This window comes from Paenibacillus lemnae, from assembly GCF_012933385.1.
Classification (GTDB): domain Bacteria; phylum Bacillota; class Bacilli; order Paenibacillales; family Paenibacillaceae; genus Paenibacillus_AQ; species Paenibacillus_AQ lemnae.
Genome location: NZ_JABBPN010000007.1, coordinates 98,550 through 122,467 on the forward strand (window position 1 = coordinate 98,550; position 23,918 = coordinate 122,467).

At 49.7% G+C, this 23,918-nt stretch carries 20 protein-coding genes and 2 tRNA genes; 4 read left to right on the plus strand and 18 right to left on the minus strand.

Features of this window, described 5'->3' with window-relative positions; all coding sequences use genetic code 11:
- Window positions 1-5: 5 nt before the first annotated feature.
- The 3 genes from HII30_RS09785 to HII30_RS09795 form a co-directional block, all read right to left on the minus strand.
- On the minus strand, window positions 6-506 hold the full coding sequence (locus tag HII30_RS09785; protein WP_169504843.1) for an Lrp/AsnC family transcriptional regulator: 501 nt from the start codon (window positions 504-506) through the stop codon (window positions 6-8).
- Window positions 507-692: 186 nt separating this feature from the next.
- On the minus strand, window positions 693-1,079 hold the full coding sequence (locus HII30_RS09790; RefSeq protein ID WP_246246227.1) for a spore coat protein: 387 nt from the start codon (window positions 1,077-1,079) through the stop codon (window positions 693-695).
- A gap of 32 nt (window positions 1,080-1,111) precedes the next feature.
- Window positions 1,112-1,342: a hypothetical protein gene (locus HII30_RS09795; RefSeq protein ID WP_169504844.1), complete on the minus strand. Its 231-nt coding sequence runs from the start codon at window positions 1,340-1,342 to the stop codon at window positions 1,112-1,114.
- A gap of 144 nt (window positions 1,343-1,486) precedes the next feature.
- Between HII30_RS09795 and HII30_RS09800 the strand changes: the two genes are divergently transcribed.
- A complete protein-coding gene (locus tag HII30_RS09800) occupies window positions 1,487-2,719 on the plus strand; it encodes an NAD(P)/FAD-dependent oxidoreductase (protein WP_169504845.1) in 1,233 nt (410 codons plus the stop codon).
- A gap of 519 nt (window positions 2,720-3,238) precedes the next feature.
- Here the strand turns inward: HII30_RS09800 and HII30_RS09805 are convergent.
- The 3 genes from HII30_RS09805 to HII30_RS09815 form a co-directional block, all read right to left on the minus strand.
- Window positions 3,239-3,811, minus strand: a complete 573-nt coding sequence (locus tag HII30_RS09805; RefSeq protein ID WP_169504846.1) for a hypothetical protein — start codon at window positions 3,809-3,811, stop codon at window positions 3,239-3,241.
- A 150-nt stretch (window positions 3,812-3,961) separates the two neighbouring features.
- Window positions 3,962-4,381, minus strand: coding sequence for a DUF350 domain-containing protein (locus tag HII30_RS09810; RefSeq protein ID WP_169504847.1), 420 nt, complete (start codon window positions 4,379-4,381; stop codon window positions 3,962-3,964).
- A 119-nt stretch (window positions 4,382-4,500) separates the two neighbouring features.
- Window positions 4,501-6,870 (minus strand): endonuclease MutS2, encoded by a 2,370-nt coding sequence (locus HII30_RS09815; RefSeq protein WP_169504848.1) that lies wholly within the window; start codon window positions 6,868-6,870, stop codon window positions 4,501-4,503.
- Between the two features lie 166 nt (window positions 6,871-7,036).
- Between HII30_RS09815 and HII30_RS09820 the strand changes: the two genes are divergently transcribed.
- Both HII30_RS09820 and HII30_RS09825 read left to right on the plus strand, forming a co-directional pair.
- Window positions 7,037-7,396, plus strand: a complete 360-nt coding sequence (locus HII30_RS09820; RefSeq protein WP_169504849.1) for a phage holin family protein — start codon at window positions 7,037-7,039, stop codon at window positions 7,394-7,396.
- A gap of 189 nt (window positions 7,397-7,585) precedes the next feature.
- Window positions 7,586-7,978, plus strand: a complete 393-nt coding sequence (locus HII30_RS09825) for a cupredoxin domain-containing protein (protein WP_169504850.1) — start codon at window positions 7,586-7,588, stop codon at window positions 7,976-7,978.
- A 109-nt stretch (window positions 7,979-8,087) separates the two neighbouring features.
- Here the strand turns inward: HII30_RS09825 and zapA are convergent, their stop codons facing one another.
- From zapA to HII30_RS09865, 8 genes are all read right to left on the minus strand, one after another.
- Window positions 8,088-10,295, minus strand: a complete 2,208-nt coding sequence (gene zapA / locus HII30_RS09830) for a cell division protein ZapA (RefSeq protein ID WP_169504851.1) — start codon at window positions 10,293-10,295, stop codon at window positions 8,088-8,090.
- Window positions 10,296-10,528: 233 nt separating this feature from the next.
- Window positions 10,529-12,979 carry a phenylalanine--tRNA ligase subunit beta gene (gene pheT, locus HII30_RS09835; RefSeq protein ID WP_169504852.1) on the minus strand — a complete coding sequence of 817 codons (2,451 nt, stop codon included), beginning with the start codon at window positions 12,977-12,979 and terminating at the stop codon, window positions 10,529-10,531.
- A gap of 29 nt (window positions 12,980-13,008) precedes the next feature.
- Window positions 13,009-14,043: a phenylalanine--tRNA ligase subunit alpha gene (gene pheS / locus HII30_RS09840; RefSeq protein WP_169504853.1), complete on the minus strand. Its 1,035-nt coding sequence runs from the start codon at window positions 14,041-14,043 to the stop codon at window positions 13,009-13,011.
- Between the two features lie 434 nt (window positions 14,044-14,477).
- A complete protein-coding gene (gene abc-f, locus HII30_RS09845) occupies window positions 14,478-16,328 on the minus strand; it encodes a ribosomal protection-like ABC-F family protein (protein WP_169504854.1) in 1,851 nt (616 codons plus the stop codon).
- A 341-nt stretch (window positions 16,329-16,669) separates the two neighbouring features.
- Window positions 16,670-17,638, minus strand: coding sequence for a 2,3-diaminopropionate biosynthesis protein SbnB (locus tag HII30_RS09850; protein WP_169504855.1), 969 nt, complete (start codon window positions 17,636-17,638; stop codon window positions 16,670-16,672).
- The gene (sbnA, locus tag HII30_RS09855; RefSeq protein ID WP_169504856.1) at window positions 17,638-18,618 is read right to left on the minus strand and encodes a 2,3-diaminopropionate biosynthesis protein SbnA; all 981 of its coding nucleotides are present in this window, start codon (window positions 18,616-18,618) and stop codon (window positions 17,638-17,640) included. Before sbnA ends, HII30_RS09850 begins: the two co-directional genes overlap by 1 nt.
- Window positions 18,619-19,881: a phenylacetate--CoA ligase family protein gene (locus tag HII30_RS09860; RefSeq protein WP_343045090.1), complete on the minus strand. Its 1,263-nt coding sequence runs from the start codon at window positions 19,879-19,881 to the stop codon at window positions 18,619-18,621.
- Entirely contained in the window at window positions 19,878-20,090 is a 213-nt protein-coding gene (locus tag HII30_RS09865) for a hypothetical protein (protein WP_169504857.1), read from the minus strand. Before HII30_RS09865 ends, HII30_RS09860 begins: the two co-directional genes overlap by 4 nt.
- A 51-nt stretch (window positions 20,091-20,141) precedes the next feature.
- Here HII30_RS09865 and HII30_RS09870 point away from each other — a divergent pair, with 51 nt between their 5' ends.
- Window positions 20,142-20,918: a YheC/YheD family protein gene (locus HII30_RS09870; protein WP_246246228.1), complete on the plus strand. Its 777-nt coding sequence runs from the start codon at window positions 20,142-20,144 to the stop codon at window positions 20,916-20,918.
- 110 nt (window positions 20,919-21,028) lie between these two features.
- On the opposite strand, the gene HII30_RS09875 is transcribed toward HII30_RS09870, so the two are convergent.
- From HII30_RS09875 to HII30_RS09890, 4 genes are all read right to left on the minus strand, one after another.
- Window positions 21,029-21,099: transfer RNA gene (locus HII30_RS09875), tRNA-Gly, on the minus strand.
- Window positions 21,100-21,110: 11 nt separating this feature from the next.
- Window positions 21,111-21,184 (minus strand) — tRNA-Pro (locus tag HII30_RS09880).
- 140 nt (window positions 21,185-21,324) lie between these two features.
- A complete protein-coding gene (locus HII30_RS09885) occupies window positions 21,325-22,281 on the minus strand; it encodes an aldolase catalytic domain-containing protein (protein ID WP_169504859.1) in 957 nt (318 codons plus the stop codon).
- Window positions 22,282-22,401: 120 nt separating this feature from the next.
- Window positions 22,402-23,910 carry a leucyl aminopeptidase gene (locus tag HII30_RS09890; protein WP_169504860.1) on the minus strand — a complete coding sequence of 503 codons (1,509 nt, stop codon included), beginning with the start codon at window positions 23,908-23,910 and terminating at the stop codon, window positions 22,402-22,404.
- Between the last annotated feature and the right edge of the window lie 8 nt (window positions 23,911-23,918).

A 23,918-nucleotide genomic window follows, 5' to 3' on the forward strand; every position in this document is an offset into this window, starting at 1 on the left:
TTCCTTTACGGCGAGATCAGGAGACGATTGTCTTCTTGACGTTCTTCGAATATAATCCCGTCTTGTTTATATTTTTTAAGAATAAAATTCGTTTTGGTCGATAGGACCGATTCAATCGGAGATAGTTTCTCGGATACAAAGTTAGCTACTTCCCTCAGGCTCCGGCCTTCCACTTCAACCAGCAGATCATAAGCACCGGACATCAGATATACCGATTTGACCTGAGGGAATAAATAGATGCGTTCCGCAATTCCTTCAAAGCCTCTCCCGCGTTCAGGTGTAATCTGTACTTCGATCTGTGCATACACCTTTTCTTCTTCTACCTTACCCCAATTCACGACAGTCGCGTATTTCACAATCACATGATCCTTCTCCAGCTGCGTGATGGCCTCCTTCACATCTTCTTCACCCACACCCAGCAGGGTCGACAAAAGAGCAGGAGTCCTTCTCGCATCCTCTTTTAACAGGTCAAGCACCTTTAATTTAAATTCGCTTAATTCTTCCATTGTTGAATCCTCCAGCGCTGATTTCAGGCAAGACGGCCAAAAGCCGGGTTCCCCGTAAAGAGATTAATACCTATATTACAATAATTTTCGCCCTCTGTGCAAAGAAAAAACCGATGGCAGCAGGCAAACGCCTGGAGCCATCGGTTGTGCATCTGCTTCGCAAGTCAGCCAGCTGGGTACAATTGACTAATGACCCGGCTGGACGTTGGTTGGGTGCTCGGAAGTATTCGGGATATGTGAATAGGACTCAATTCCCGAAGTCTTCTGAGCCGTAAACTCACGTGTTTTCTGACTGGTCTTCTGCATCTCATTCAGCTGCTTATCCACATCGGCTTTCATGGCGTAAGGAACTGCAGCCGGATACTGCTTCTGTTTTTCAATCAGCTGGTACATTTCACCCTGCATCTTCAGCGTCTCAGACGCCAAATCTGTAAACATACGGCGGATTGAAGGGCAGGATGCTTCTGTGGTCGCTGTCGTGTACTCGCGTGAAGCACGTTTTAATTCATTCAGAATGCTGTTCAGCAAATCCTCTTCCGGCAGGAAGGTACTCCCGTTTTGAGATGCCATCATATGAGGTTCCTCCTTATTCATGTTGTTCAAGTTTAATGAGATGGTTGTGCCAAATTTTGATGGCTCTGCAGTGATTGGACGAGTGTATCCATATGATGCTCATGCTTGTGCATGAAACCGATCAGCGCCTGCTGGACTGCAGGATTGGACACCGATGCTGCAGTAGCTGCACAATGCTTGGCGAGCGAGCTTTCATTGGAAATACAGTCCACGATATAGTCAAGTTCTTTGGAAGTCAGCGGCTGCATTTGTGAATTGTACATCATTTGATTTCCCCCTTCCGGTTTAGGTGACTTGCATAGTATGGCTAGAACCGGCTTACTCTATGTGACTAAAATGTTCTCTTGTATGAGAACCTGTTCATCAGGTAAATCCTTTAATTTATATTAACGAGAGAAGGTGGCAGCATGAAGCTGACCGGAGGTCCCAACCCTTGGGCATCACAAACGACAGAGGAATATGCATCCTATCCGGTGCTGGAAGGCAGCAAGTCATGCGACGTTCTTGTGATCGGCGGCGGAATCAGTGGTGCACTGGTTTCTTATATTTTGAGTAAACAAGGCACAGATGTCATATTGTTGGAAAAAAATACAGTCGGCAGCGGAAGTACTTCCGCCAGCACCGGTCTGCTGCAATTTATGAATGACGATTCCCTGACAGATCTCATCGGTCGGTTTGGCGAGGAGAGAGCCAGTAAATTTTACAGCTTGTGCGCACAGGCCGTGGACCGCCTTGCTTCCGTTGCCGCAGAGCTTCCGGATGACATCGGATTCCGCCGCCGGAGCAGCATGTACTATGCCAGCACCGAACAGGATGTTCAGATGCTGCGTACGGAGTATGACAATCTGATCCGTTACGGCTTTGATGTCGAGTTCTGGGATCAGAAGCAGATCAGTGCCCGGTTTCCATTCTCTAAACCTGCCGCACTTTACAGCCGTAAGGATGCCGAGGTTAATCCTTATCATATGGTGAAGGCACTGCTGGCCCGCAGTCATGCCGAGCATGGACTTCAAATTTATGAGCACAGTAAAGTTACAGGCGTAGACTATGTAAACGCCGGCGCTGTTGCATTGACCGAAAACGGTGAGATCAAAGCCAAAACTGTCATCTGGGCTATGGGTTACGAAACCCAGGACTGGAAACAGGACGAGGCAGCTGTGCTGGAGTACTCCTATGCCATCATGACACCTCCTGTTCCCGATTTATCTTCCTGGCATGAGCAGGCCATGATCTGGGAGACGGAAAGACCATACCTATATTTAAGAACCACACCCGATAACCGGATTATAGCCGGCGGCCTGGATGAACCCTTGTCAAAAGGCGGGCTGACCGCAGACATTACAACCGCTCGCAGCCAGCAGCTGCTGGATGAAGTGCGGGCACTCTTTCCAGGGTTAGGAGATATTACTGCTGAATACAGCTGGTCCGGCATCTTCGGCTCAACCCGGGACGGCATGCCGCTGATCGGCCGCCATCCCGAGTTCCCAAACAGCTACTTTATTGAAGGTTATGGAGGCAATGGAACGGTGTACAGCATGATTGCTGCAGATCTGATGGCTCAGGCCGTATCGGGACATGAACCGGAAGAGCTGTCGTGGTTCCCCCTGACACGTTCGCATTTCAAAGACACCGCTATATAAAATGAGGTTACCAACTACACACAGGTCCACTTCGATTGAGAACCATCTTCCGATCGCTGTTATCCCCGGATTTTTTGTATATATCTCTATAAGGGTAAATTCGGGGATGGCGTTTGCTTCCGACGTAAGCTTTCCGAAGGAAAGCTTTGAGGCGACCGCTTCGCTTCTCCAGATTGGTTCTCAATCTGCGTTAAACATGTAAATTTTATATTCAAACTCTATAGTTGATATTAAAAAAATGTTTCTATAAATTTTATTACGTTCATTTTATGTATATTAAAATCAAAAAAAGCTAGTTCCTGCACTCCACAGGAACTAGCTTTTTTAAGTTCTATACTTCAACGGAACAAAAGATAACCCTTCTTTAGCGGAGGTGACAAGTGATTCTGGAGAAGCGACAGCGGCCGCCTTTGCCTCCAAAATGCTACCGAAGTTTATAATTCAAGCATTTTGGAGGCAACAGCGGTCGGAAGAACACTTGCCATCGCAGCTACCGGAATGGTTACTTTTAGCTTCCGTTTATGATGATTCCGTCAATCCCTTGATCAGACGCTGGCGGTCATCGTCACATAGCGTATACTGTACCTGAAAACAGCCGGAGCAGACATAGACTTGATATTGAAATGGCGGCTTCAGCAGCGGAGCCTGGAGATGCGGTGGATGAACCGGATTGAAACCTTCTCCTGTCACCACCTGCTGTCCTGCCAGGAGCATATATTCCTTACAGTGCATGCATTCCGGCACTTCTTCCTGATGATCCAATGCTTTCTCGACGGATTCCTCATAGGCCATCAGGTCATAGTCTTCTCCGTACTGCTCCAATACCTCAACACCCGGATCCCGAGTCTTTTCTCCTCCCCAGAACGGCTGGTTCAGACCCGCTGGATCTTGAAATATATCGGAAGAATCCTCATCAGGATCAGGCAATTCATCTCCCACTACATCTTCATCTTCTTCATCGTCAAGCCCCACACTGATGGTGCGATATCCCTTTAACTCGTTCTCACAATGCGGGCAGTGTTCTTCAGGTCCGATCTCTTCATCCCACACGATCTCGCTTTGACACCAGGGACATATAGTCGGTTCTGTCACAAGTATTCATCCTTTCCAAATGGACCCGTGGCGTACGACGGTTTCCATGCCTTTAATTCATCATCAAGTATACAATACCCGACACCATAAAAATCAAGGCGGCGGCGAACAGCACACGAGGTAAATATTTCATCCTTCAAGGTCCTCCAATCAGATTATACTGGCCCCGATCACATAAGAAAGGGACACCGTAATGATCATTACGATCAGCCCGACTGCCCGGTTATCCTTGCCAATCTCTTCATCTACAGAAAAAACAGGTGTCATAAATTCCACCATGAGATAAGCAGCCAGCAGCAGAATAAAACCGATAAACGACCACTTCATCATGCCGTACACCGTCGTATTGTGTTCAATACAAAAACGGATAATGTTGCAGATGCCGAAGATTTTCCCGCCGGTTACCATCGCAACAGAAACATTCCCTTTTCGGATTTCGTCCCAGCATTTATATTTCGTAACCCACTCAAAGCACGATAAAAAAACAATTAACGCTAAAATGGCAACCGAGAAATAGCCCACCAGTGCACCCACAGGGTGATCCAGCATTGCATCAATGGCTTCCATCATCCAGAGGCTTCCTCCCCGTCATTCATGTACTCCCCGAGGAAGTACATTCGTCGTAATGCATTCATCCAGTTGTATACGGTTCAAAAGACAGCAAGGTTCCATTTTAGTACATTTCATCATTATTTCAGTTCTGCGATCGTGACCCCGTTACCGCCTTCGCCGTAATTTCCAAGACGGTAGCTTTTCACATGCCGATGCTTTCTCAAGTACTCCTGAATGCCGGTACGTAAAATACCTGTGCCTTTGCCGTGAATGATGTATACCTGGCCCAGATTGCCCAAAAAGGCTTCGTCGATAAACCGGTCTACCGCGATCAGTGCTTCCTCCAGGTTTTCGCCTCTCAAATCCAGCTCGCTCCGTGTGTTAGCATCACGTGTACGCTTTAGAACGGTTGCTGTACGCTGCTGTGGTTTGGATGCAGAGGACTTGGGAGAAGAAACAAGCTCCAGATCATCCAGAGATACCTTCATTTTCATGATGCCGAGCTGAACAAGCGCCTCTTTCGTACCTGCCAATTCTACAACATGCCCCTTCTGGTTCAAGCTGTACACCATGACCTCATCTCCCGCGCCAATGCTGCGTTTCTCGCTCGCGCTGCGCTTTCCAGCTGTCTTTTTCTTTTGCTCAGGTTCTGCTTCATCCAGCCGCTTTCGAGCAGCAATCAATTTGTGTTCCTTGACAGAGGCTCCTTCTTCTTGGGCAAGCTTACGCAGATCAGATATGATATCTTCCGCTTCGGAACGAGCCTTGTCCACCAGCTTCTTGGCTTCCAGACGCGCTTTATCCACCAGCTTGTCACGCTGTTCTTCCAGTTTCGCCAGCTCACGGTCATGACGGGAGCGCAGGTCCTCCATTTCCTTTCGGACGGATTCCGCCTTTTCTCGTTCGACTTCAGCTTCATGCCGGTTCTCCTCGAGGGAAGCAATCATATGCTCAATACGCTGATCTTCTTCCTTCACCTCTCCGCGTGCAAACTCCAGGATACCTCCCTGAAGCCCAAGCCGTTCTGCAATCGCAAATGCGTTGCTTCGTCCTGGTACACCCACCAGCAGCCGGTATGTCGGACTCAGTGTAGTGATATCAAACTCCATGCTTGCATTGATCAGCCCTTTACGTTCATAAGCATAGGCTTTCAATTCAGAATAGTGTGTCGTGGCAATCATCCGGCAGCCTGTCCGGTGGATATGCTCCAGAATGGCAATCGCCAGGGCTGACCCCTCGGCAGGATCGGTACCGGCACCCACTTCGTCCAGAAGCACCAAACTTTTCGGTGTCATGCTGCCCAAAATTCGAATAATGTTCGTCATGTGGCTGGAGAACGTACTTAAGCTCTGCTCTATGCTCTGCTCATCACCGATATCTGCATAAATAGCATCAAACACGCACATTTGACTGCCTTCCTCAGCCGGAATAAACAGACCTGACATCGCCATCAGATTCAGCAGTCCGATCGTTTTCAAGGTAACCGTCTTGCCCCCTGTATTTGGTCCTGTCACGATGATGGATGTGTAGGTGTTGCCCAGTTCCACATTTAAGGGAACGACCTGGTCTGCCGGAATGAGCGGATGACGGCCTTTTTTGAGCTTCAGATATCCGCGGTCATTCATGCGAGGCAGGGTGGATTTGGTTACATGAGCCAGACGGGCTTTGGCAAAAATAAAGTCCAGCTGTCCGCAGACATCCACATCATAAGAAAGCAGCTCCTCCTGCTCACCCACCAGAGCGGTCAGCTTTTGCAGGATGATTTCAATTTCGCGTTCTTCCTTCATTCGGGTCTCGCGCAGCTTGTTATTCATAGCCACAATGGATTCCGGTTCAATAAACAAGGTGGCTCCGGATCCGGACTGGTCATGTACAATACCGCCGAAATAGGAACGATACTCTGCTTTAACCGGAATAACAAACCGGTCGCCCCGAATGGTGATCAACTGATCCTGCAGCATTTTTGCTACAGATTGTGAGCGTATCATGGCATCCAGTTTCTCACGGATTCTTACTTCTCCTCCGCGAAGCTCACGCCGGATTTGAGACAGCTCTGAACTTGCTGAATCCATAACCTCTGCGCTGTCATCGATACATGCTTTAATGGCGTCTTCCAAAGGCTTCTGTTCCGAGATCAGCTCGCTGAGGTGGAACAGGATTTCTATAGGCTCGTCTTCGTGAATTTGTGCCAGAAACCTCTTCAAGCGCCGTGAACCGAATGTGGTGTTCGCCACCGCAAGCAGTTCATGCGGATTCAGCGTCCCGCCGATCCGGGCTCTTTTCAGGGCATCATTGATATCTGTAATTCCGCGAAAGGGCGGGCTTCCCTTCAACCGGTCTACCGTGTACGCCTGATCTGTGGCTGAAAGAAGATGCTTGACGTCCTCCAGGGAAACATTCGGAAGCAGCTGCTCCGCTGCTTTTCTGCCCATCGTCGTTTGAGTATATCCAGCAAGTGTATTTAAAATTTTTCTATATTCCAATGTGTGTAATATCTTGTCGTCCAAGAAGTCACAACTCCTCTCGTTCATGCTTTATTATTATATCGAAGAACGCACATTTCCGCTATTTCCAGGCTTCTTTACCGTGAAAACCTTCCACTCATATCTCCCCACACTCCAGAGCAAAATAACTAACGGCTGATCAGTTTAGAAAAAAGGAGGATGTATCGTCTTGTCCATTCTCGGGCATGTTGTACGTTTTATCGTTTCTGCCCTGGTTTTGTGGATTGTCGGGTGGATTGTTCCACAGTTTAGTGTTGGCGGATTCGGCAGTGCTCTGGTGCTGGCTCTCGTGATCGCTCTGCTCGGCTGGGTGATTGAAAGTGTTTTTAAAACCCGGGTAACTCCGTTTGGACGCGGCATTGTCGGATTTCTGGTGAGCGCATTGGTTATATATCTGTCATCTTTCATTGTGAACGGTGTACAGGTAACGATCCTGGGTGCGCTTCTTGCTGCTCTGGTTATCGGCATCATTGACCTGTTTATCCCGCTTGCTGCACCTTTTGATCAGAAAAGACACGAAAGAACCTAGATAAAGTCAGCCGGCCGCCTTGGGTCTCTATGCTTCATGCAGAATGGAGCTGGCCGGCTTCTTTGCTGTTGAGCAACTCTCTCTGTGATGTTCACCAATTCTACATAATGAAATAGAGGCACAATCACTAGTTTTGCGTTATTATAGATACGACCCATTTTACAAATATTGATAGGAGAGATGGATAGTATGAAAAAATCGCTCGCTTTAGTTGTATCCCTTATGCTGCTTTTCGTTCTGGCAGCATGCGGCGAAGATAATAACAGCGCTTCACCTGAAAGCGGCACAGGCGTAACCGAAACGGGTGTAGCACCGGAAGCTGAGCTCGTCATCAGCGCTACGGACTTCAAATTTGATCAGCAGGAATACACGTTGAAAAAAGGTGTCCCTGTAGAGATTCAATTCAAGAATGAGCAAGGCAACCATGGTGTCATGATCCCGGCCCTGGGTGTACAGCTCGACCGCAACAAAAATTCCGTAGTAGTGACCCCGGACAAAGCCGGTGAGTTTGAAATGTCCTGCTCGATCATGTGCGGACCCGGCCACTCTAAAATGACATCCAAGCTGATTGTGGAGGAATAATCTCCTCACCAGCACAAAAACCTCCAGCTGTTACGATGGATTCCATCGAAGCTGGGGGTTTTCTGTATGCCCATCTTTAAATGTCAGGGAGCTGACCGAAAGATCAGGGTCAGCCCTGATCCTGTTCGATCAGCTCGATCCATTCATTATACTCTACCTGCAGCTTGGCATATTCATCCTGCAGTTTCCGGTGTTCTTCCTCCAGCTTGGCCGTGCGCTCATTGTGAATCTCCTGCTGGGTTTGGAGCAGACGGTACTGGTGAACGGTAACTTCATACTGTTCACCCAGCTCGGAAAGCTGCTGGGATACTTCCTTGTTCTCTACTTCAAGCTGCTCCTGCGCTTGTTTAGAGGAAGCGATCTGCTGCCGCCATGCTCCCAGCTCTTCGGTCAGCTGCTCTTCCTGCTGTTCCCACTGCTCCCTGGCCTGAGAGATAACTTCATACTTTTCCTGCCACTGCCTAATTTCTTCTTCAGCCCTTTGGAGCTTGTCTCCCAGATGGTGTTCGCGTCCTTCATGGTCCGCCGAGGTCTTGCGAAGCTGCTCCAGCTGCAGAGATACGGTATCGTATTCTTCTTCCAGCATTTCATACAGCTTCCGTGTTTCTTCTTCCTGAGCATGTGCTTCTGCTCTGGCTTTCTCCACCTGTTCAAGCTGGAGCTGAATATCCTGCAATTCCTGCTCCGCTGTATGACGGCCTGATCCTTGCCGTTCCAGTTCTTCCTTCAGGGTGCTGATCTCTTCACGGATCCGAAGCACTTCCTCTTCATGAGCATCTGATGATTCCATTGCCTGTGACATCCGATGCTCCATATTCCGAAGCTCTTCTTTCCGTTCCTCGGCAAGACTCTTCCAGGTTTCCAGTTCATTTACGGTCTGCTCCAGGTCTTCATGGAGCTTCCTTGAATGTTCATTACCGTCCGCCACCAGGCGCTGCAGACGCCGGCGTTCCTCTTCCGACTTCACCGCTTCCTGCTTCAAGCGGTCTCTTTCCTGGATCAGCTGCTCTGTTTGATTCCTAGCTGCATGGATCTGACTCTTCACCGACTGAAGCTCTTTAGAAGCCGCCTCCAGGTCGGTGCGGGTCTTCTCCAGATTTCGCTTCAGACCGTTGTTCTCCTCTTTCAAAGAAGAAAGTTCCTTCTCACTGTGTTCAGCAAGGGATTGAAACCTTTGTGCAGAGCTTTTCTGCTCAGACAGTTTCTTCTCCAGCGTTTGAACTGCAGTTATATGCCGGGCTTCCTGTTCGGAAGTTGACTGCTTGTGCTGCTTCTCCATCCCCTGTACCGTCTGGCTGTGCTCTGTCTTCAGCTTCTGAACAGCCTCATCATGCTTTTGCTGCATTTCGTGCTCTGCATGGGTATGGCCTGCTTCCAACTCCTGAATTTTCTCGGAGTAGGTTTTCTCCATCTCAAGCAGGGTACGGGACTGACCCTCTTCCAGCTGTTCGACATTCCCGGTGTGCTCCAGCTCCATCAGTTCCACAGTTTCCGCGTGCTCCTGTTTCATGCGTTCCACGGTTTCGGTGTACTCCTGCTTCATCTTCGTGAGCGTTTGTGCATGATTCTCTTTCAGCTGATGGATCTCTTTCTGATAGCGCTGCTCCAGTCCCTCCAGGGCCTGAGCATGTTTCTGTTCCAGACCTTTGATCATTTCGGCCTGCTTCTGCTCAGACTGCTGAATTTGGCGCTTGTATCCGGTCTCCGTCTGTTCAGAAGTTTGCTTATGGTTTTTCTGGATCGTCTGAAGCTGCTGTTCATGCTGACGCTTCAGATCATCTACAGTCTGCTTATGCTTCTTCTCCCATTCCTGGGTTTTACGATTCAGCTGGTCCTGCAAACTCTGTTTCTCTTTCAAAAGCTCAGCCGCACGCTGTGATTCTTTCTGCAGCAGCTCTTTACTGCGCTGTGTCTCGGCAGTCAGGTTATCCTTAACCGCTGCCAGCTCAGATGCCAGCTCGCTTTGCTCCTTCAGCTGTCCTTCCAGACTGCCTGTCTGTTCTTCAAAACGCTGCTGCTGCTCCAGAAGAACATTCTGAATACGGGCCACTTCAGAACGGAGCTCGCTCCGCTCTGAAGTCAGGAGCTTTACTTCATGCTGGAATTGCTGCATCTGAACGGCTTCCTCGGCCATTTGTACAGCAGCCAGGACGGCAATGCGAGGGGTATCCAAACGGGAATGATTTTTGGAAATCGATCGCATTCTCTCATCTACATAATTGGCAACTTGTTTCATGTAATCATTGCTGCTGCCCATAAGTTTATAGGAAGTGCCGTAGATTTCTACGGTAACACGATTTCGGTCAGGTGTAGTCACAGTTGTGCCCTCCTTGTATGGTGTGTTGATTCTAAGATGTCTTCTTGCGGTCATTACGCTTCTCACTATTATATATGATTATATCGAAGAACGCCTGTCGAGACGAACTTACCGTTCATTGACCGCATCAAAGCATGTATGTTGTCGTGAAAAAGTCCCTTTTCACGTGGAATAGATTACGTAAAGAAAAACCGCATCGAATGGTAATTCGATGCGGCTTCATATAATTCCTGCTATTTTCTTAATTCTGCGCCAAAAGATTGCTCCAGGGCCTGTACGGCTTGATCTACCGCAATTCCGACCTCTTCATCGGTCAGTGTACGTTCCTGGTGCCGGAAGGTGAGCGATACGGCAACACTCTTCTTTCCTTCGCCAAGCTTGCTTCCTGTAAATACATCAAACACCTGTACCTTCTTCAGCAGATCACCTGCATGCTCACGGATGGATGCAGTTAATTCACCAGCCTCCACCGCTTCATTTACTACAATGGCCAGATCACGTTCCATACCGGGGAACCTCGGCAGATCCTGGTATGCCACGCTGCTGTCAGTCAGCTCATACAAAGGATCTAGGAGCAGCTCGGCCACATACGTGTCTTCCACATCCTGTTCCTGCTGCAGCTGAGGATGAACCTGGCCGAGTGTACCCAGTTTAACCTGACCGCTATCCAGATTAACATAGACGGATGCTGAACGGCCCGGGTGGAAATCCGCCGGCTGATCGGCCTTATACTCCACGGTGCTTGGGGCAATCCCCAAATATTGAAAGATGGATTCAACAGCACCTTTGAGATCGAAGAAGTCGGCCTTCTCCGGCTGCACATTCCACTGCTTGCTGCCGCGTCGGCCGCTCAGCAGCATACCGAGTACAGGCTGTTCCTTCGGCTGAATCGTCAGCTGCTCCTCATTGCTGTGAAAAAGGTTGCCAATCTCGAACAAAGCTAGGTCGGGCTGTTTACGGTTCGTATTGTAGGATGCAATATCAAGCAGCTGCGGGATCAGGCTGGTACGCAGCACGCTGCGATCCTCACTCATCGGCATCGCGAGCCGGACTTGATTACTTTCACCTGCAAGGGAAGCAAACTTTTCCGCCTGACGTGGATGAATGAACGAATAGCCCAAAACTTCCTGCCATCCCCCATGGGTTAACAAACGGCGCAGGGCACGACGGATCAGCTGTGGCTTGCTAAGCGTACCCGGTGTCGTTTTTCCTTGAATGGCGGTTGTTGGAATATTGTCGTACCCGTAGAGACGGGCAATCTCTTCAAGCAGATCCACATCCAGCGTAATATCACCGCGGCGGGTAGGAACCTCCACTTCAATCAGGCCTTCGCCAGCGTCACCACAAGAGAAGTGCAGACGTGCAAACAGGGTTTTCACTTCAAGCTGGGAAAGATCGGTTCCCAGTATGCGGTTAACCTTGGGCAGAGACAGCGTGATGATCTTCTTCTCAGCTTCTGCTGAACCAGCCTGCACAATGCCCTCATGGACCGTACCCCCTGCATATTCAGATATCAGGCCTGCCGCCCGATTCAGGGCAGGAATGACAGCAGCCGGATCGACTTCCTTCTCAAAGCGGGAGCTGGCTTCTGAGCGGAGACCCAGCTGCCTGGAAGTTTTGCGTACCGTTCCTCCATCAAATTTTGCCGATTCCAGAACAATGTTTACGGTTTGGTCCGTGACCTCGGAATCCAGACCGCCCATAACACCTGCGAGTGCAGCCGGTCCATTCTCTGCAGCGATAATCAGCATATGCGGCTCCAGGTTTCGCTCCTGTCCGTCCAGTGTTACCATTTTTTCTCCTTCACGGGCTAAACGGACCGTCAAGCTGCCTCCCGGAAGACGGTCTGCGTCAAAAGCGTGAAGAGGCTGTCCATATTCCAGCATACAGTAGTTCGTAATATCGACGATATTATTGATAGGTCTAACGCCGGCCGCTATCAGACGGTTCTGGATCCACAGCGGTGAGGATTCAATCCGCACACCGGTAATATAGCGGGCGCTGTAGTGAGAACACTGCTCTTCCGCTGCAATGGATACCGAAATATAATTTGATGCCGAGTCGCTCACTTCTACCAGACTTTCCTCCGGTTTCGGAAGCGTTAGCTCCCGGCCGAGAATGGCGCTGACTTCATAAGCCGTGCCCAGCATGCTGAGACAGTCCGAGCGGTTTGGTGTAAGATCCAGTTCCAGAACCTCGTCATTCAAACCAAGCACATCTGTAACCGGCACACCGATTTCTGTATTCTCAGGCAGAACGAGGATGCCCTCCTGCAGCTCTTTGGGCAGCAGCTTGTCGTTCATTCCCAGCTCTTTGGCAGAACAGATCATACCTTGGGATACCACACCGCGAAGCTTCGCTTTTTTGATATCCAGTCCTCCTGGCAGCTTCGCACCAACCATAGCAACAGGAACAATCTGTCCGGCATCCACGTTTTTTGCTCCGCAAACGATTTGCAAATCCTCGCCTTGACCTGCATCCACTGTACATACATTCAGTTTATCGGCATCGGGATGTTTTTCCTTATGTTTTACATATCCGGTAACGACATGGTGAACGCCCTGATTTCGATTTTCGATAATGTCGATTTCGATACCAGCCGATGTAATGCGTTCAGCCAGCTCTTTTGCCGTGATGCCTTCCAGAGAAATATATTGGGACAACCATTCGGTTGATACTCTCATAAGTATTTCACTTCCTTTTCAGATATCGGTTAGATCCGTGCAAATTGTTTCAGGAATGACAAATCATTGTTGTAGAAATGGCGGATATCATCCACACCATACTTCAACATCGCGATCCGCTCCACACCCATGCCGAATGCAAATCCGCTGCAGCTTTCAGCATCGTATCCGCCCATCTCCAGCACCTTTGGATGCACCATGCCGCAGCCCAAAATTTCAAGCCAGCCTGTCTGTTTGCATACCCGGCAGCCGCTGCCGCCGCATTTTACACAAGACACATCGACTTCTGCACTGGGCTCTGTGAACGGAAAAAAGCTCGGACGAAGCCGAATCTGCGTATTCACGCCGAACATTTCACGCACGAACTGCAGCAGCGTACCTTTCAGGTCACTCATTCGTATGCCTTCACCGATCACCAAACCTTCGATCTGATGGAATTGGAAAGAGTGTGTAGCATCATCATCATCCCGGCGGAATACTCGTCCAGGGCAGATGATTTTGACCGGGGTTTCACCTTTCATCGCAAGCATCGTGCGTGCCTGCACCGGAGAGGTTTGTGTCCGCATCAGCAGATCGTCTGTCAAATAGAAAGAATCCTGCATATCCCGGGCCGGATGATTCTTCGGCAGGTTCAATGCTTCAAAGTTGAAATAATCGGTCTCTACCTCCGGTCCTTCAGCTACACGGTAACCGAGACCGATAAAAATATCTTCAATATCCTGAATCACACGGCTGAGCGGATGAACAGAGCCCTGTGTAAGCGGCCGGCCCGGCAGGGTTACATCTACCTTTTCAGCACGAAGACGTTCTTCCGTCTCCTTGCGCTGGAACTCTTCCTGCTTTGAAGTAATGACTTCTTCAATCGCACCGCGAACTTCGTTACCTACCTGGCCGATGATCGGACGCTCTTCCGCACTAAGTCCGCCCATCCCTCTCAAAATCTCGGTCAAAGCCCCTTTTTTGCCTAAATATTTAACGCGAAGATCATTCAGGGCTGCGGGATCCGCAACCTCCTGAAGCTGACCCAGCGCCTCTGCTTTCAATGCCATCAATTTGTCTTTCATAGCTTCAAACGCCTCCTTGCATAATGTAATGAACAGCTTCTGTATACAGCCAACAAAAAAAGGCCTTTTCTCCCGTAAGGGACGAAAAGACCGTGGTACCACCCTTGTTAACCTATGCCGCATGGACTGTAGGTCCACTGCAAACACAAGGTTCACTCTAAACCGACGTAACGAGTCGGTACACGTTATCTCCTAATGTCCTGCCCTGTTCACAGGTGTTCAGAGAACTGCTCCGGAGCGAACTTCGGCAGCCTGATTCCATAAAGACACTCTCAATCTAACGGTGTCTCCTCCCTGTACAGAAGCACTGCTTACTCTTCTCCATCCATGCATTTTCATAATATGAACAAATGATCTTGTATCATTATATTCATTATTGACCGAGATGACAAGATCATACGCTGTAAATCATGTTCTTAGGCTGTACAGCTTGCCTACTCCTGCCCCAAGCTTTGGAGTTCTTCGCGGAGAGCCCGAATTTCCCTGATCACTTCATCTTCCAGTCCCATCTCCCCGGGTTCTACATACAGAAGTTCCTGAATCCGGTACTCAAGTTCCATCCTGCGGTTCTCCTGATCTGTATCCTCCCGAATGACGCCCCTTCTCGCTGCATACTCTTCTTCCTCCTGCACGCTGCCTTCGAACCAGACGGGCGGGCCGTCCGGATTTAATGTTAATAATCGATTGGCCACCTTTCGGACAAGGTACCGGTCATGCGATACGAGGATAACGGCTCCCGGAAAAGCCCCCAGCACTTCTTCAATCACTTCCCTTGTATCCACATCCAAATAGTTAGTTGGTTCATCCAGAACGAGCAAATGGGCCCCGCTGAAATACAGCTTCAAAAATGCAGCCCTGCATCGCTCTCCCATACTCAAATTTTTGATCTTCTTAAACACGTCATCCCGACTGAACAGAAAGCTGCCCAGCAGCGTCCGGGCCCGGCTCTGGGTCATATCCGGAAGCCCCAGTAGACTGTCCAGCAGGCTCGTTTCGGGATCCAGGTTATCGAGCTCTTGGGAGAAATATCCGATATTTAGTGCCGGATGAGTAACAATTCTTCCTTGCGAAGGGTGCAGCATCCCCATAAGCAGCTTTAACAGCGTGGTCTTTCCGGTCCCGTTCGGCCCCCGGACCGCCAGCCGGTCTCCGCGATTCACCTGTAGATCCAGATCCTCAAACAGTACGCGGTGCCCGTAACCAAACGTCATTCCCTCTGCACGCAGAAGGGTTAGGGCGCCAAACTCCTCTGCGGTAAGCTTCATATTCAATCGGCGCGGATCCTTCGGCTTTCGAACGGCTTCCGCTTCCAGACGCTCCAATGCCTTTTCTTTTGCATGATATCGCGAGATGTTCTTCTTGGCCTTGGCTTTATAAAAGCTGGCCGTGATTTTCACATCATGGTCTCCCGCTGAGCTGTGCGCTTTATGGAACCACTCCCTGTAATTTCGAATCGACTCCTCCAGCGCCTTCCGGGCCAGCTCCTGCTTTCGGTACAGGCCCTCCTGTTCCCGCCGTTCCCTTTCCTTCTCTTCCCGGTAACGTGTATATCCGCCCATGTACCGCCGTGCTCCTTCTTGAGTCAGCTCACATACCGAGGTTGCAGTACGGTCGATAAACTCACGGTCATGGGATACGAAAAGCACGGTTCCCTTGTAGGAGGACAGCCAATTCTCAAGCCACTGCAGACTTTCTCCGTCCAAGTGATTCGTCGGCTCATCCAGCAGCAGAAATTTCGGCTTAGATACAAGTAATGATGCCAGCATCGCCTTTGTTTTCTGGCCTCCACTCAAGTTCCGGAACGGAATGTCCCACAGATCCGGGCCAATGCCCATTTGGGTCAGGTATTTTTCGAGATCCGTTTCCCATACAAAACCGCCTTCGTTCTCATAGGCATCCAGCAGCTGCCCATATTTCTCAAGGAGCTGTTCACCTGCTGCACCATCTTCAGGCTTCATGTTCTGCTCCATTTCTTGAAGCTTCATCTTCAGACCCCAGCGTGATTCACTGCTGCTTCTTCCGGCCGCTTCTATGACAGGTTCAGCCTTCCATAGCGGCTCCTGTTTGAGCCACCCCCATTCCGACCGGGAAAGATGTACATCGATTTGGCCTGCTGCCAGCTCTTTTTCACCGGTGATGACGGAAAGTAGTGTCGATTTGCCGCAGCCATTCCGGCCAAGCAGTGCAATTCGCTCTCCTGCCGCCACATCAAGGCCGACCTGTTCAAACAAAATCCTTCCATCCCATTCAACTTGAATATCCTTTGCCGTTAAAATCATGGTCATATTTCATCATCCTTTTCTATCGTAAAATCCACGAAAAAAGCCGCAGACGACAGTCTGCGGCGGATGAGCGGAAATATATGGCGGATTTCCTGTAACCATGATTGATTTCAAGTCCAATAGAGAGACCGCATCGAGGTCCCATTCACAGCTAAAGCTTATCTCTATCAGAATGCAAGTTAAATCATCAACCCCATGTTCAGGCACACCAAATCTTCCCCTCTACCGCCGTAGAGAAAGCCTCTGCTATCACTTCTACAGTGTTCGCTTTGCTTTAGAAAGACAGGTGTTCTTACTTCATCGGATGACGTTACCTCACATTCCTAGAATGAATTTCTTCCTCATTATACCAGAAGCTGTTCCCCAATGCCAAGTGCTAGAGCTTTTCGCCAGTAATGACCAGCTGTTCCAATATCAAAGATCGCAAGTCCCATCGGATTGAAAAAGACCGTTTCCTGCTGACCTGCCTGATTCAGCAGTCCGCGGCAGACGGCATCTGCCAGTGTGCCGACATCCTTTTTTTGAAGATCATGCTGTAAATGAAGCTGCTCTATATCTGTATTTTCCCGGCACACTTCATCCCAATCATCTACAATCAGGGTCTTTAAATGAGCTACGCTCTCCGGAAGATAATCCCTTAAAGATACTCCAAGCAGCAGCATGCCATCCCTCGGCTTCTCATCAATATACCTTTGGGAAGACACCGTACAGGTAGCCAGAATATTCACATGGTGATAGACCTCTCTCCAATCCTGCGCCACCACCGTTTTTGAACGAAGGTGATCTGGCACTGTGGAAAGCTCCACTCCCCTCAGATCATACAGGTAGATCTTATGAAGCTTCTCTCCCAGCAGAGCCGCACACATGTCCAGATGCAGCCGGCCGATGGGTCCCCAACCAATGATACCTAGGCTTATCTGTTCCGGCTGTCGTGCCTCCATAAAGGCCTGAACCATTAGTCCGCTGACCGCAGCGGTCCGCAGACCGCTAAGCAGACCGCTGTTAAAAAAGGCAAGCGGCTGGCCTGTGTCGGTGTCATTCAGTATGACTGTATTGTGTGCACGTGGAAGTCCTTTGAGATAATTCTCCGGGAAACTCGCGATCCATTTGATTCCAGCCAGCTCCGTGCTGCCGCCAACATAAGCAGGCATGGCAATAATCCGGTTCTGAGGCTCTCTAAACCGCAGGTATGGCTTGATAGGATGGACACAGTCTCCGGCATCATCAGTATAAAGAACGCCCCTGACGGTCTCCGTCAGAGTATGCCAATCCGTTCCGATCTTCCGGATGTGATCATCATTCAAATACAGCATTATGAATCCTCCCCCTGCAAACGGGGATTAAAGCCAAGCACCCGCTGCACCCATTCGTCACTATACACCGTATCCAGATACCTTTCCCCGCGGTCAGGCAGGATAGCGCAGCAAACGGCATTTTGAGGAATAGCGCCTTTCATCCGCAGGATCGATGTAATCACACCACCGGATGAAGCACCCGCCATAATGGCCTCTTTCCCAATCAACAAACGGCATCCTTCCACACAGTCACGGTCCGAGACATATTGAACAGCATCTGCCATATCCGGACGGAATAATCCGGGTACCAGAGCCGCACCCAGGCCCGGAAACTGCCGCGCACCCTTAGCCCCGCCAAAAATCACGCTTCCCGCTGCATCTACAGCAATCACCTTGGTGTTCCATTTGCGGGCCTTAATATAATCCGCACAGCCACGGATCGTACCACAGGAACTGACACCGACGAATAAATAGTCGATATGTCCCAAGGCATCTCCAATTTCCTTCATGGTCATCTCCGTATGGGCCAGGCTGTTATCCAAATTGCCGTATTGATTGGTCCAATAAGCATTCGGAATTTGAGCCACCAGCTCCCGGACTCTGGAAATTCGTGCAGGCAAAAATTCCCCTGTCGCAGGATCCGGCTGCGATACCAGTTCGATCTCACCATGGTAGCTTCGAATAATCCGCTTGTGCTGCTCGGTTGTCCGGGGATCTACCACACAGATAAAGCGAAGTCCTAATGAACGGCACAGCTGTGCCAGGCTAATAGCCAAATTACCTGAGCTGGATTCAATTATAACGCTGTTCTCTGTAACTTCCCCGCGACGAATCGCTTCTCTAAGCAGATACAGCGCAGGCCGGTCCTTCGCACTGCCGCCGGGATTCATTCCCTCCAGCTTGGCATAAACCTTAAACGGTTCATCATAAAAAATCCGGGATAATCTGACTAACGGCGTACCGCCGATGGTATCTGCAATTCCACCCTCCAGTTTCATCTACGATCCCTCGATTTTGTCATAATAGATTTTTTTCTGTTTGACACTGCTTCGCTGGGATTCATCTTCAAAATCTCCCTGCTCTACTGTGATCCTCCCGATAATTCCCGAGCGCACCATTGCACCGATTTCAGGGATCCGTTCCTCAAGCTCCGCACGAACGGCTTGCAGGACAGACTCTGAAATATCGTGCTGTTCCAAAGCGACAGCCTGATGGGAACGGTATACCTTCACCTTCAGTCCCTGGAGATCCATGTGAACACGGACACTCACCTGCCCAAGGTGGCGGTATACAACATCCTCAATATCGTAAATGCTGATTTTCTCCCCATGCTTCAAATCCGGTCCAATCCGCTTGACAATACTCTGGAAGCTCATCTGTTTCCTGCCGTTCACAATAATCGGACGCAGATCCCGAACCACATCATACGTAACATATCGGATGGCAGGAAAAGCTTCTCTTACCGTAGAGGTTAATACAAGAATTTGTTCTCCGTCAGGCAGTGCCTCGATGCCTTCGCCAAGTTCTTCTGTTCCTATTCCTTCGGCGGTTAATCCCTCAGTCAGCAGATAACGTCCATGTTCGTGGGAGAAATAGGCCATCGTCCCAATCTCAATAGAGCCGTACGTATCGGTGATGGATGCTGCAGAAATATTCAGCTGTTCAGCTGCTCTGGCGATCCAGCCTGCCGGAGCAATTTCACCCACCAGAATGACATGCCGGATACCGTAAGCAGACGGATCAGGTGATGCAAGCAGAATCCGCTCCAAAATGGAAGGCATGGTGTACAAGACATCCGGCTGGAAACGGTGGAGCTTCTCTAAGTGCTGCTCAATCGGTAGCTTGAATGAAATGGACTCTGCTTCCATACCAAGCTGTCGGAACACATCAACGGCAGTCGCTTCTGCGTGACCTGTACCCATATCTGCAAGAGCCCTGCGATAATGACCTGAACCCAAAATATGCCGATATACATCCAGTTTGATTCTCACATACTCCTCTTCGTCAGACGGTGTATAATAGATCGATTTTCGCCGGCCTGAACTCGTACCGGAAGTACGATACTCGAAACATCCGCTCACCTTTCCAAGCGGGTTATCAGCCGTGTAGTAATGCGTCTCTAACACGCCGGAGGTAACGAGAGGGAGCCGGGAAAGCCTGAGATTTTCTTTTTCCAAATCCACACCCGCCCACCGGGTATACCAGGGACAGCCTGGGGCGACTTTAGCAATCGCTTGTTTAAGTTCTTCAGGCGAAATCACTGCGGATCCTCCCTTCTTTGACGAGACTCTTTTGCCGTTTCCAAATCAGCATATGCGAGATGCCGGTGCTCCGTTTGGTACAGCAGACCAAGTTGAAGCTGTCTAACGGCTCCAGACCAGCCCTGCATGCCAATGTCCCAAGGTTTAATAAGATGCTTTCTCCTCGTTCCAGTAGGCTTGGGACCACACCACCCCTCCTCTACAGCCATATAATAGACTGCTAGGACTACAGCAACCTGCGAGGAAGGATGGATATTACCTTGGCCAATAAGCCTTTAGGCGGAAAGATGAACAAGACAACTTTAATGCGCGGTAATCGCATGCTTGCAAGCCATATCCCGCAAACCAGACGCTTGAAACGTTCTGTGTTCTACAACATGCTTCATCGTTACGGCATGGTTTATGTCAAACCGGATCGGGGGTCACAAGGCAAAGGAGTTATCCGTGTAGAACGGCTGAGACGCGGCTACCGATATCAGTACGGCACGGGTGTGCATACCTTCAGAAACTTCAACAGACTGTACAGATCCTTAAGCAGATACTTCAGCCTCAGACCGTATCTTGTTCAGCGGGGGATCCACGTACTGCGGTACAATGGACGCCCGTTTGATTTTCGGGTGATGATTCAACGGAATCCCAGCCGGAGATGGGAATGCACAGGTACTTTCGGACGTCTGGCCCATCCGAGAAAGGCAGTGACGAACGGCAGCCAAGGCGGCACGATCTATGCTCCCTCCGTGCTGCTTCGTCCGTTTGCTGGAAGACGGTGGACACCTCGACTGCTGCGTAACATGAACCGAATGGCTCATGTTACCGCTGCGCGGCTGAGTGCAAGAAAGTCCTCGCTGAATGAGCTGGGGCTCGACATCTGTTTTGACCGAAGACTTAAACCATGGATTCTGGAAGTGAACACCGTACCAGACCCTAAACCGTTTATGCTGCTGTCCAACCGCCGCATTATTCGCAAGATTGTGGCCTACGGGCGTGCATATGGCAGACACTATAACCTGAAGGTAACTAAAGCCCGAAGGGCATAAGATACGCTGTTCTTGTGCTGCCTCTAACCAAAAACAGGCCCGCCGATGGAATCGGCGGGCCTTTAACGGCAAAAAGAAAAGCCCTTGATATTTCAAGGGCCTTTCAGTAAAGCGGGTGATGGGAATCGAACCCACGCTACCAGCTTGGAAGGCTGGAGTTCTACCATTGAACTACACCCGCATAATATACAATCGGGACGACACGATTTGAACATGCGACCCCCTGGTCCCAAACCAGGTGCTCTACCAAGCTGAGCTACGTCCCGTTAGCAAAAATGCTGTCTTAACGACAAAAATAAATATACCATGCACATGAAAGGAATGCAACAGATTTTTTAAGGAAGATCATTCCAAAGCAAAACCCTGACCGCATTGCGCGGATCAGGGTCTCTTAGATGTTGATGATTTACTTATCGAATGTTACTTCCGGTGTGGTCAGCTTGTCGTAAAAATCAACGGATTTGTCCTTATCTGCAGAAGCACGAAGCGCCATCGCAGAACGAGGATGCTCATCCAAAGTCCCCGTAATCATATAAGGAATAATGTAGCCCCACTCCTCTTTCTCACGAACAGGAATCATGAAGCGCTCAATGATATCAAGCACGGGACGAAGCTGATACTTCGTACCCTTCAGATGAGTGACCAGCAGTTCTGTCGGGCAGTTGCCAGCCGCACGGCCCATTCCATATACCGAAGCATCCAGCAGTTCAACACCCAGCTCTGCGGCAACGAGTGTATTGGAGAACGCCAGCTGCATATTATTGTGGGTATGCACACCCAGACGCTTGTTCGGAAGATGGGTTTTAAACTTGTTCACCAGGTAATCAATATCTTTATGGTCCAGACTGCCATAGGAGTCCACAATATACACGAAGTCTACGACACTGTCCTTAATCATTTCAAAAGCTTCGAGCAGCTCGTTCTCCATAACATTGGATAAAGCCATAATGTTGATTGTCGTCTCATACCCGCGGTCATGGAAGGTTTGAACCAGATCAAGTGCTTTGTCTACATCCTTGATGTAGCAGGCAACCCGGATCAGATCCAGCATGCTTTCTTCACGCGGCATAATGTCATCCACTTCAACACGGCCAATATCCACCAGTGCCGACAGTTTAGTTTTTCCTTTCTGTGGAATCACTTCGCGAAGGAAGTCATCATCCAGAAAACGCCAAGGTCCTGCCTGGTCTGCTCCTTTAAGCAGTTTTGGTGAGTTTTTATACCCGATTTCCATATATTCCACGCCTGCCTCATTCAGGCCGGCATATAGATTTTGAACAAATTCCACGCTGAAATCCCAGTTGTTTACCAGTCCGCCATCACGGATGGTACAATCTACAATTTTGGTATGACTACTTTTCATCCAAGCTAAACTCCCTTCACCCCGGTTTTTCTCTCCATCATACTTGAACGCCTTGCGAAAAGTAAAGAAAAAAAGTCCGCAGATCGCGGACCTTCTCCTTTGCAGGCTATATTAGCTGCTTTACATTTCCTGAGTCCGAATCCATTCCGTAATCGTACGGACCATGACGCCGGTTCCTCCTTTGGGATTTACTCCTCGCTCTTTGGACATATAGGCAGTTCCGGCGATATCCAGATGAATCCATGGAAGACCATCCGCAAATGTCCCAATAAATAACCCTCCGGTAATGGCACCTGCCATTCGGCCTGTAGAATTTTTTACATCTGCCACGTCGCTTTTCAGCATTTCCCAATATTCCGGATAGGAAGGCAAAGGCCATACTTTTTCCCCGGCTCTGCGGGAAGAAGAGATCAGCTCCTGCATAAATACATCATCATTCGTTACTGCTCCTGTCGCTACATCGCCCAAAGCTACGCCTACTGCTCCTGTCAATGTCGCTACATCAATGATGCGGTTTGCTCCAAGCTCTTTCGCGTAAGACATCCCGTCTGCCAGGACCACTCTTCCTTCCGCATCCGTATTTAGTACCTCGATGGTGCGGCCGCTCATGGTGGTTACAATATCACCCGGTTTAAATGCTCTGCCGTCAGGCATGTTCTCTGCCGATGGCACGACCATCACAACATTGACCTTGGGACGCAGCTGCCCCAGCGCCTCCATGACGCCCAGAACGGCTGCAGAACCGCCCATATCACAGATCATCTCTTCCATACCCGGAGCTCTTTTCAGCGACACACCGCCTGTATCAAACGTAATTCCTTTTCCAACCAGCCCGATGACGTCCTCCCAATGATCCGTTCCCTGGTATTTGATCACAATCATCCGGGGAGGGTTTACGCTGCCTTTGCCCACGGCCAGAACCCCGCCCATCCCTTTCTGCTCCATCATATGCTCATCCAGGATTTCAGTCTCCATCCCGTGACGTTCTGCGAGTGCGGAAGCCGCCGAGGCCAGCGCATCTGGGGTTAGTCTGTTACCAGGCAGGTTGACCAAATCACGGGCAAGTATAACTGCATCCCCTGTTGCCTGTCCCCAGCCGGCTCCCTCCTCCCATGCTGCGTTAAACCCTGACTCATGTACAGAGCTGTCAACGATATAGATCACCTCTTGCAGCTGCTTTTTGTCCGCCCCGTCTCTTTTGTACTCTTTAGCCCGATAAGCTCCCAGCACAAATCCTTCACAAAGGGCTTGTGCACAGACACGAACATCCTGCTCCAAGGTAAATTGCTGCATAGTGGACGGAATATCCATAGATAGACTCTGGGCTCCAATTTTGATTGCTGCCTTTGCAGCTTGGGCTGCGATCAAACGGAGTTCTTCGGATGACATCGGTCCATCTGTTCTCCCCATCAGTATGTAGGTTGTCAGGGAGTCTGCCGTTTGAAGCGGCAGGATATAGCTTTTGCCCGGAGCGGCTGTAAAGAGCCCTTTGTCCATCAAATTTCTTATTACCGGGTCCAATGCTGCACTTACCCCGCCATCCTGAATATCCTTTTTGCCCACCAGCAGCACATGTGCATCACTACTTGATTCATTCCATTGTTCTTTAGTCTGTAATGTCCATCTCATTGCTGTCC

Coding starts and splice junctions, on each gene's coding strand:
- HII30_RS09785 (WP_169504843.1), bottom strand. CDS start 506: ATGGAAGAATTAAGCGAATTTAAATTAAAGGTGCTTGACCTGTTAAAA.
- HII30_RS09790 (WP_246246227.1), bottom strand. CDS start 1,079: ATGATGGCATCTCAAAACGGGAGTACCTTCCTGCCGGAAGAGGATTTG.
- HII30_RS09795 (WP_169504844.1), bottom strand. CDS start 1,342: ATGTACAATTCACAAATGCAGCCGCTGACTTCCAAAGAACTTGACTAT.
- HII30_RS09800 (WP_169504845.1), top strand. CDS start 1,487: ATGAAGCTGACCGGAGGTCCCAACCCTTGGGCATCACAAACGACAGAG.
- HII30_RS09810 (WP_169504847.1), bottom strand. CDS start 4,381: ATGATGGAAGCCATTGATGCAATGCTGGATCACCCTGTGGGTGCACTG.
- HII30_RS09825 (WP_169504850.1), top strand. CDS start 7,586: ATGAAAAAATCGCTCGCTTTAGTTGTATCCCTTATGCTGCTTTTCGTT.
- pheT (WP_169504852.1), bottom strand. CDS start 12,979: ATGAGAGTATCAACCGAATGGTTGTCCCAATATATTTCTCTGGAAGGC.
- pheS (WP_169504853.1), bottom strand. CDS start 14,043: ATGAAAGACAAATTGATGGCATTGAAAGCAGAGGCGCTGGGTCAGCTT.
- abc-f (WP_169504854.1), bottom strand. CDS start 16,328: ATGACCATGATTTTAACGGCAAAGGATATTCAAGTTGAATGGGATGGA.
- HII30_RS09850 (WP_169504855.1), bottom strand. CDS start 17,638: ATGCTGTATTTGAATGATGATCACATCCGGAAGATCGGAACGGATTGG.
- sbnA (WP_169504856.1), bottom strand. CDS start 18,618: ATGAAACTGGAGGGTGGAATTGCAGATACCATCGGCGGTACGCCGTTA.
- HII30_RS09865 (WP_169504857.1), bottom strand. CDS start 20,090: ATGGCTGTAGAGGAGGGGTGGTGTGGTCCCAAGCCTACTGGAACGAGG.
- HII30_RS09885 (WP_169504859.1), bottom strand. CDS start 22,281: ATGAAAAGTAGTCATACCAAAATTGTAGATTGTACCATCCGTGATGGC.
- HII30_RS09890 (WP_169504860.1), bottom strand. CDS start 23,910: ATGAGATGGACATTACAGACTAAAGAACAATGGAATGAATCAAGTAGT.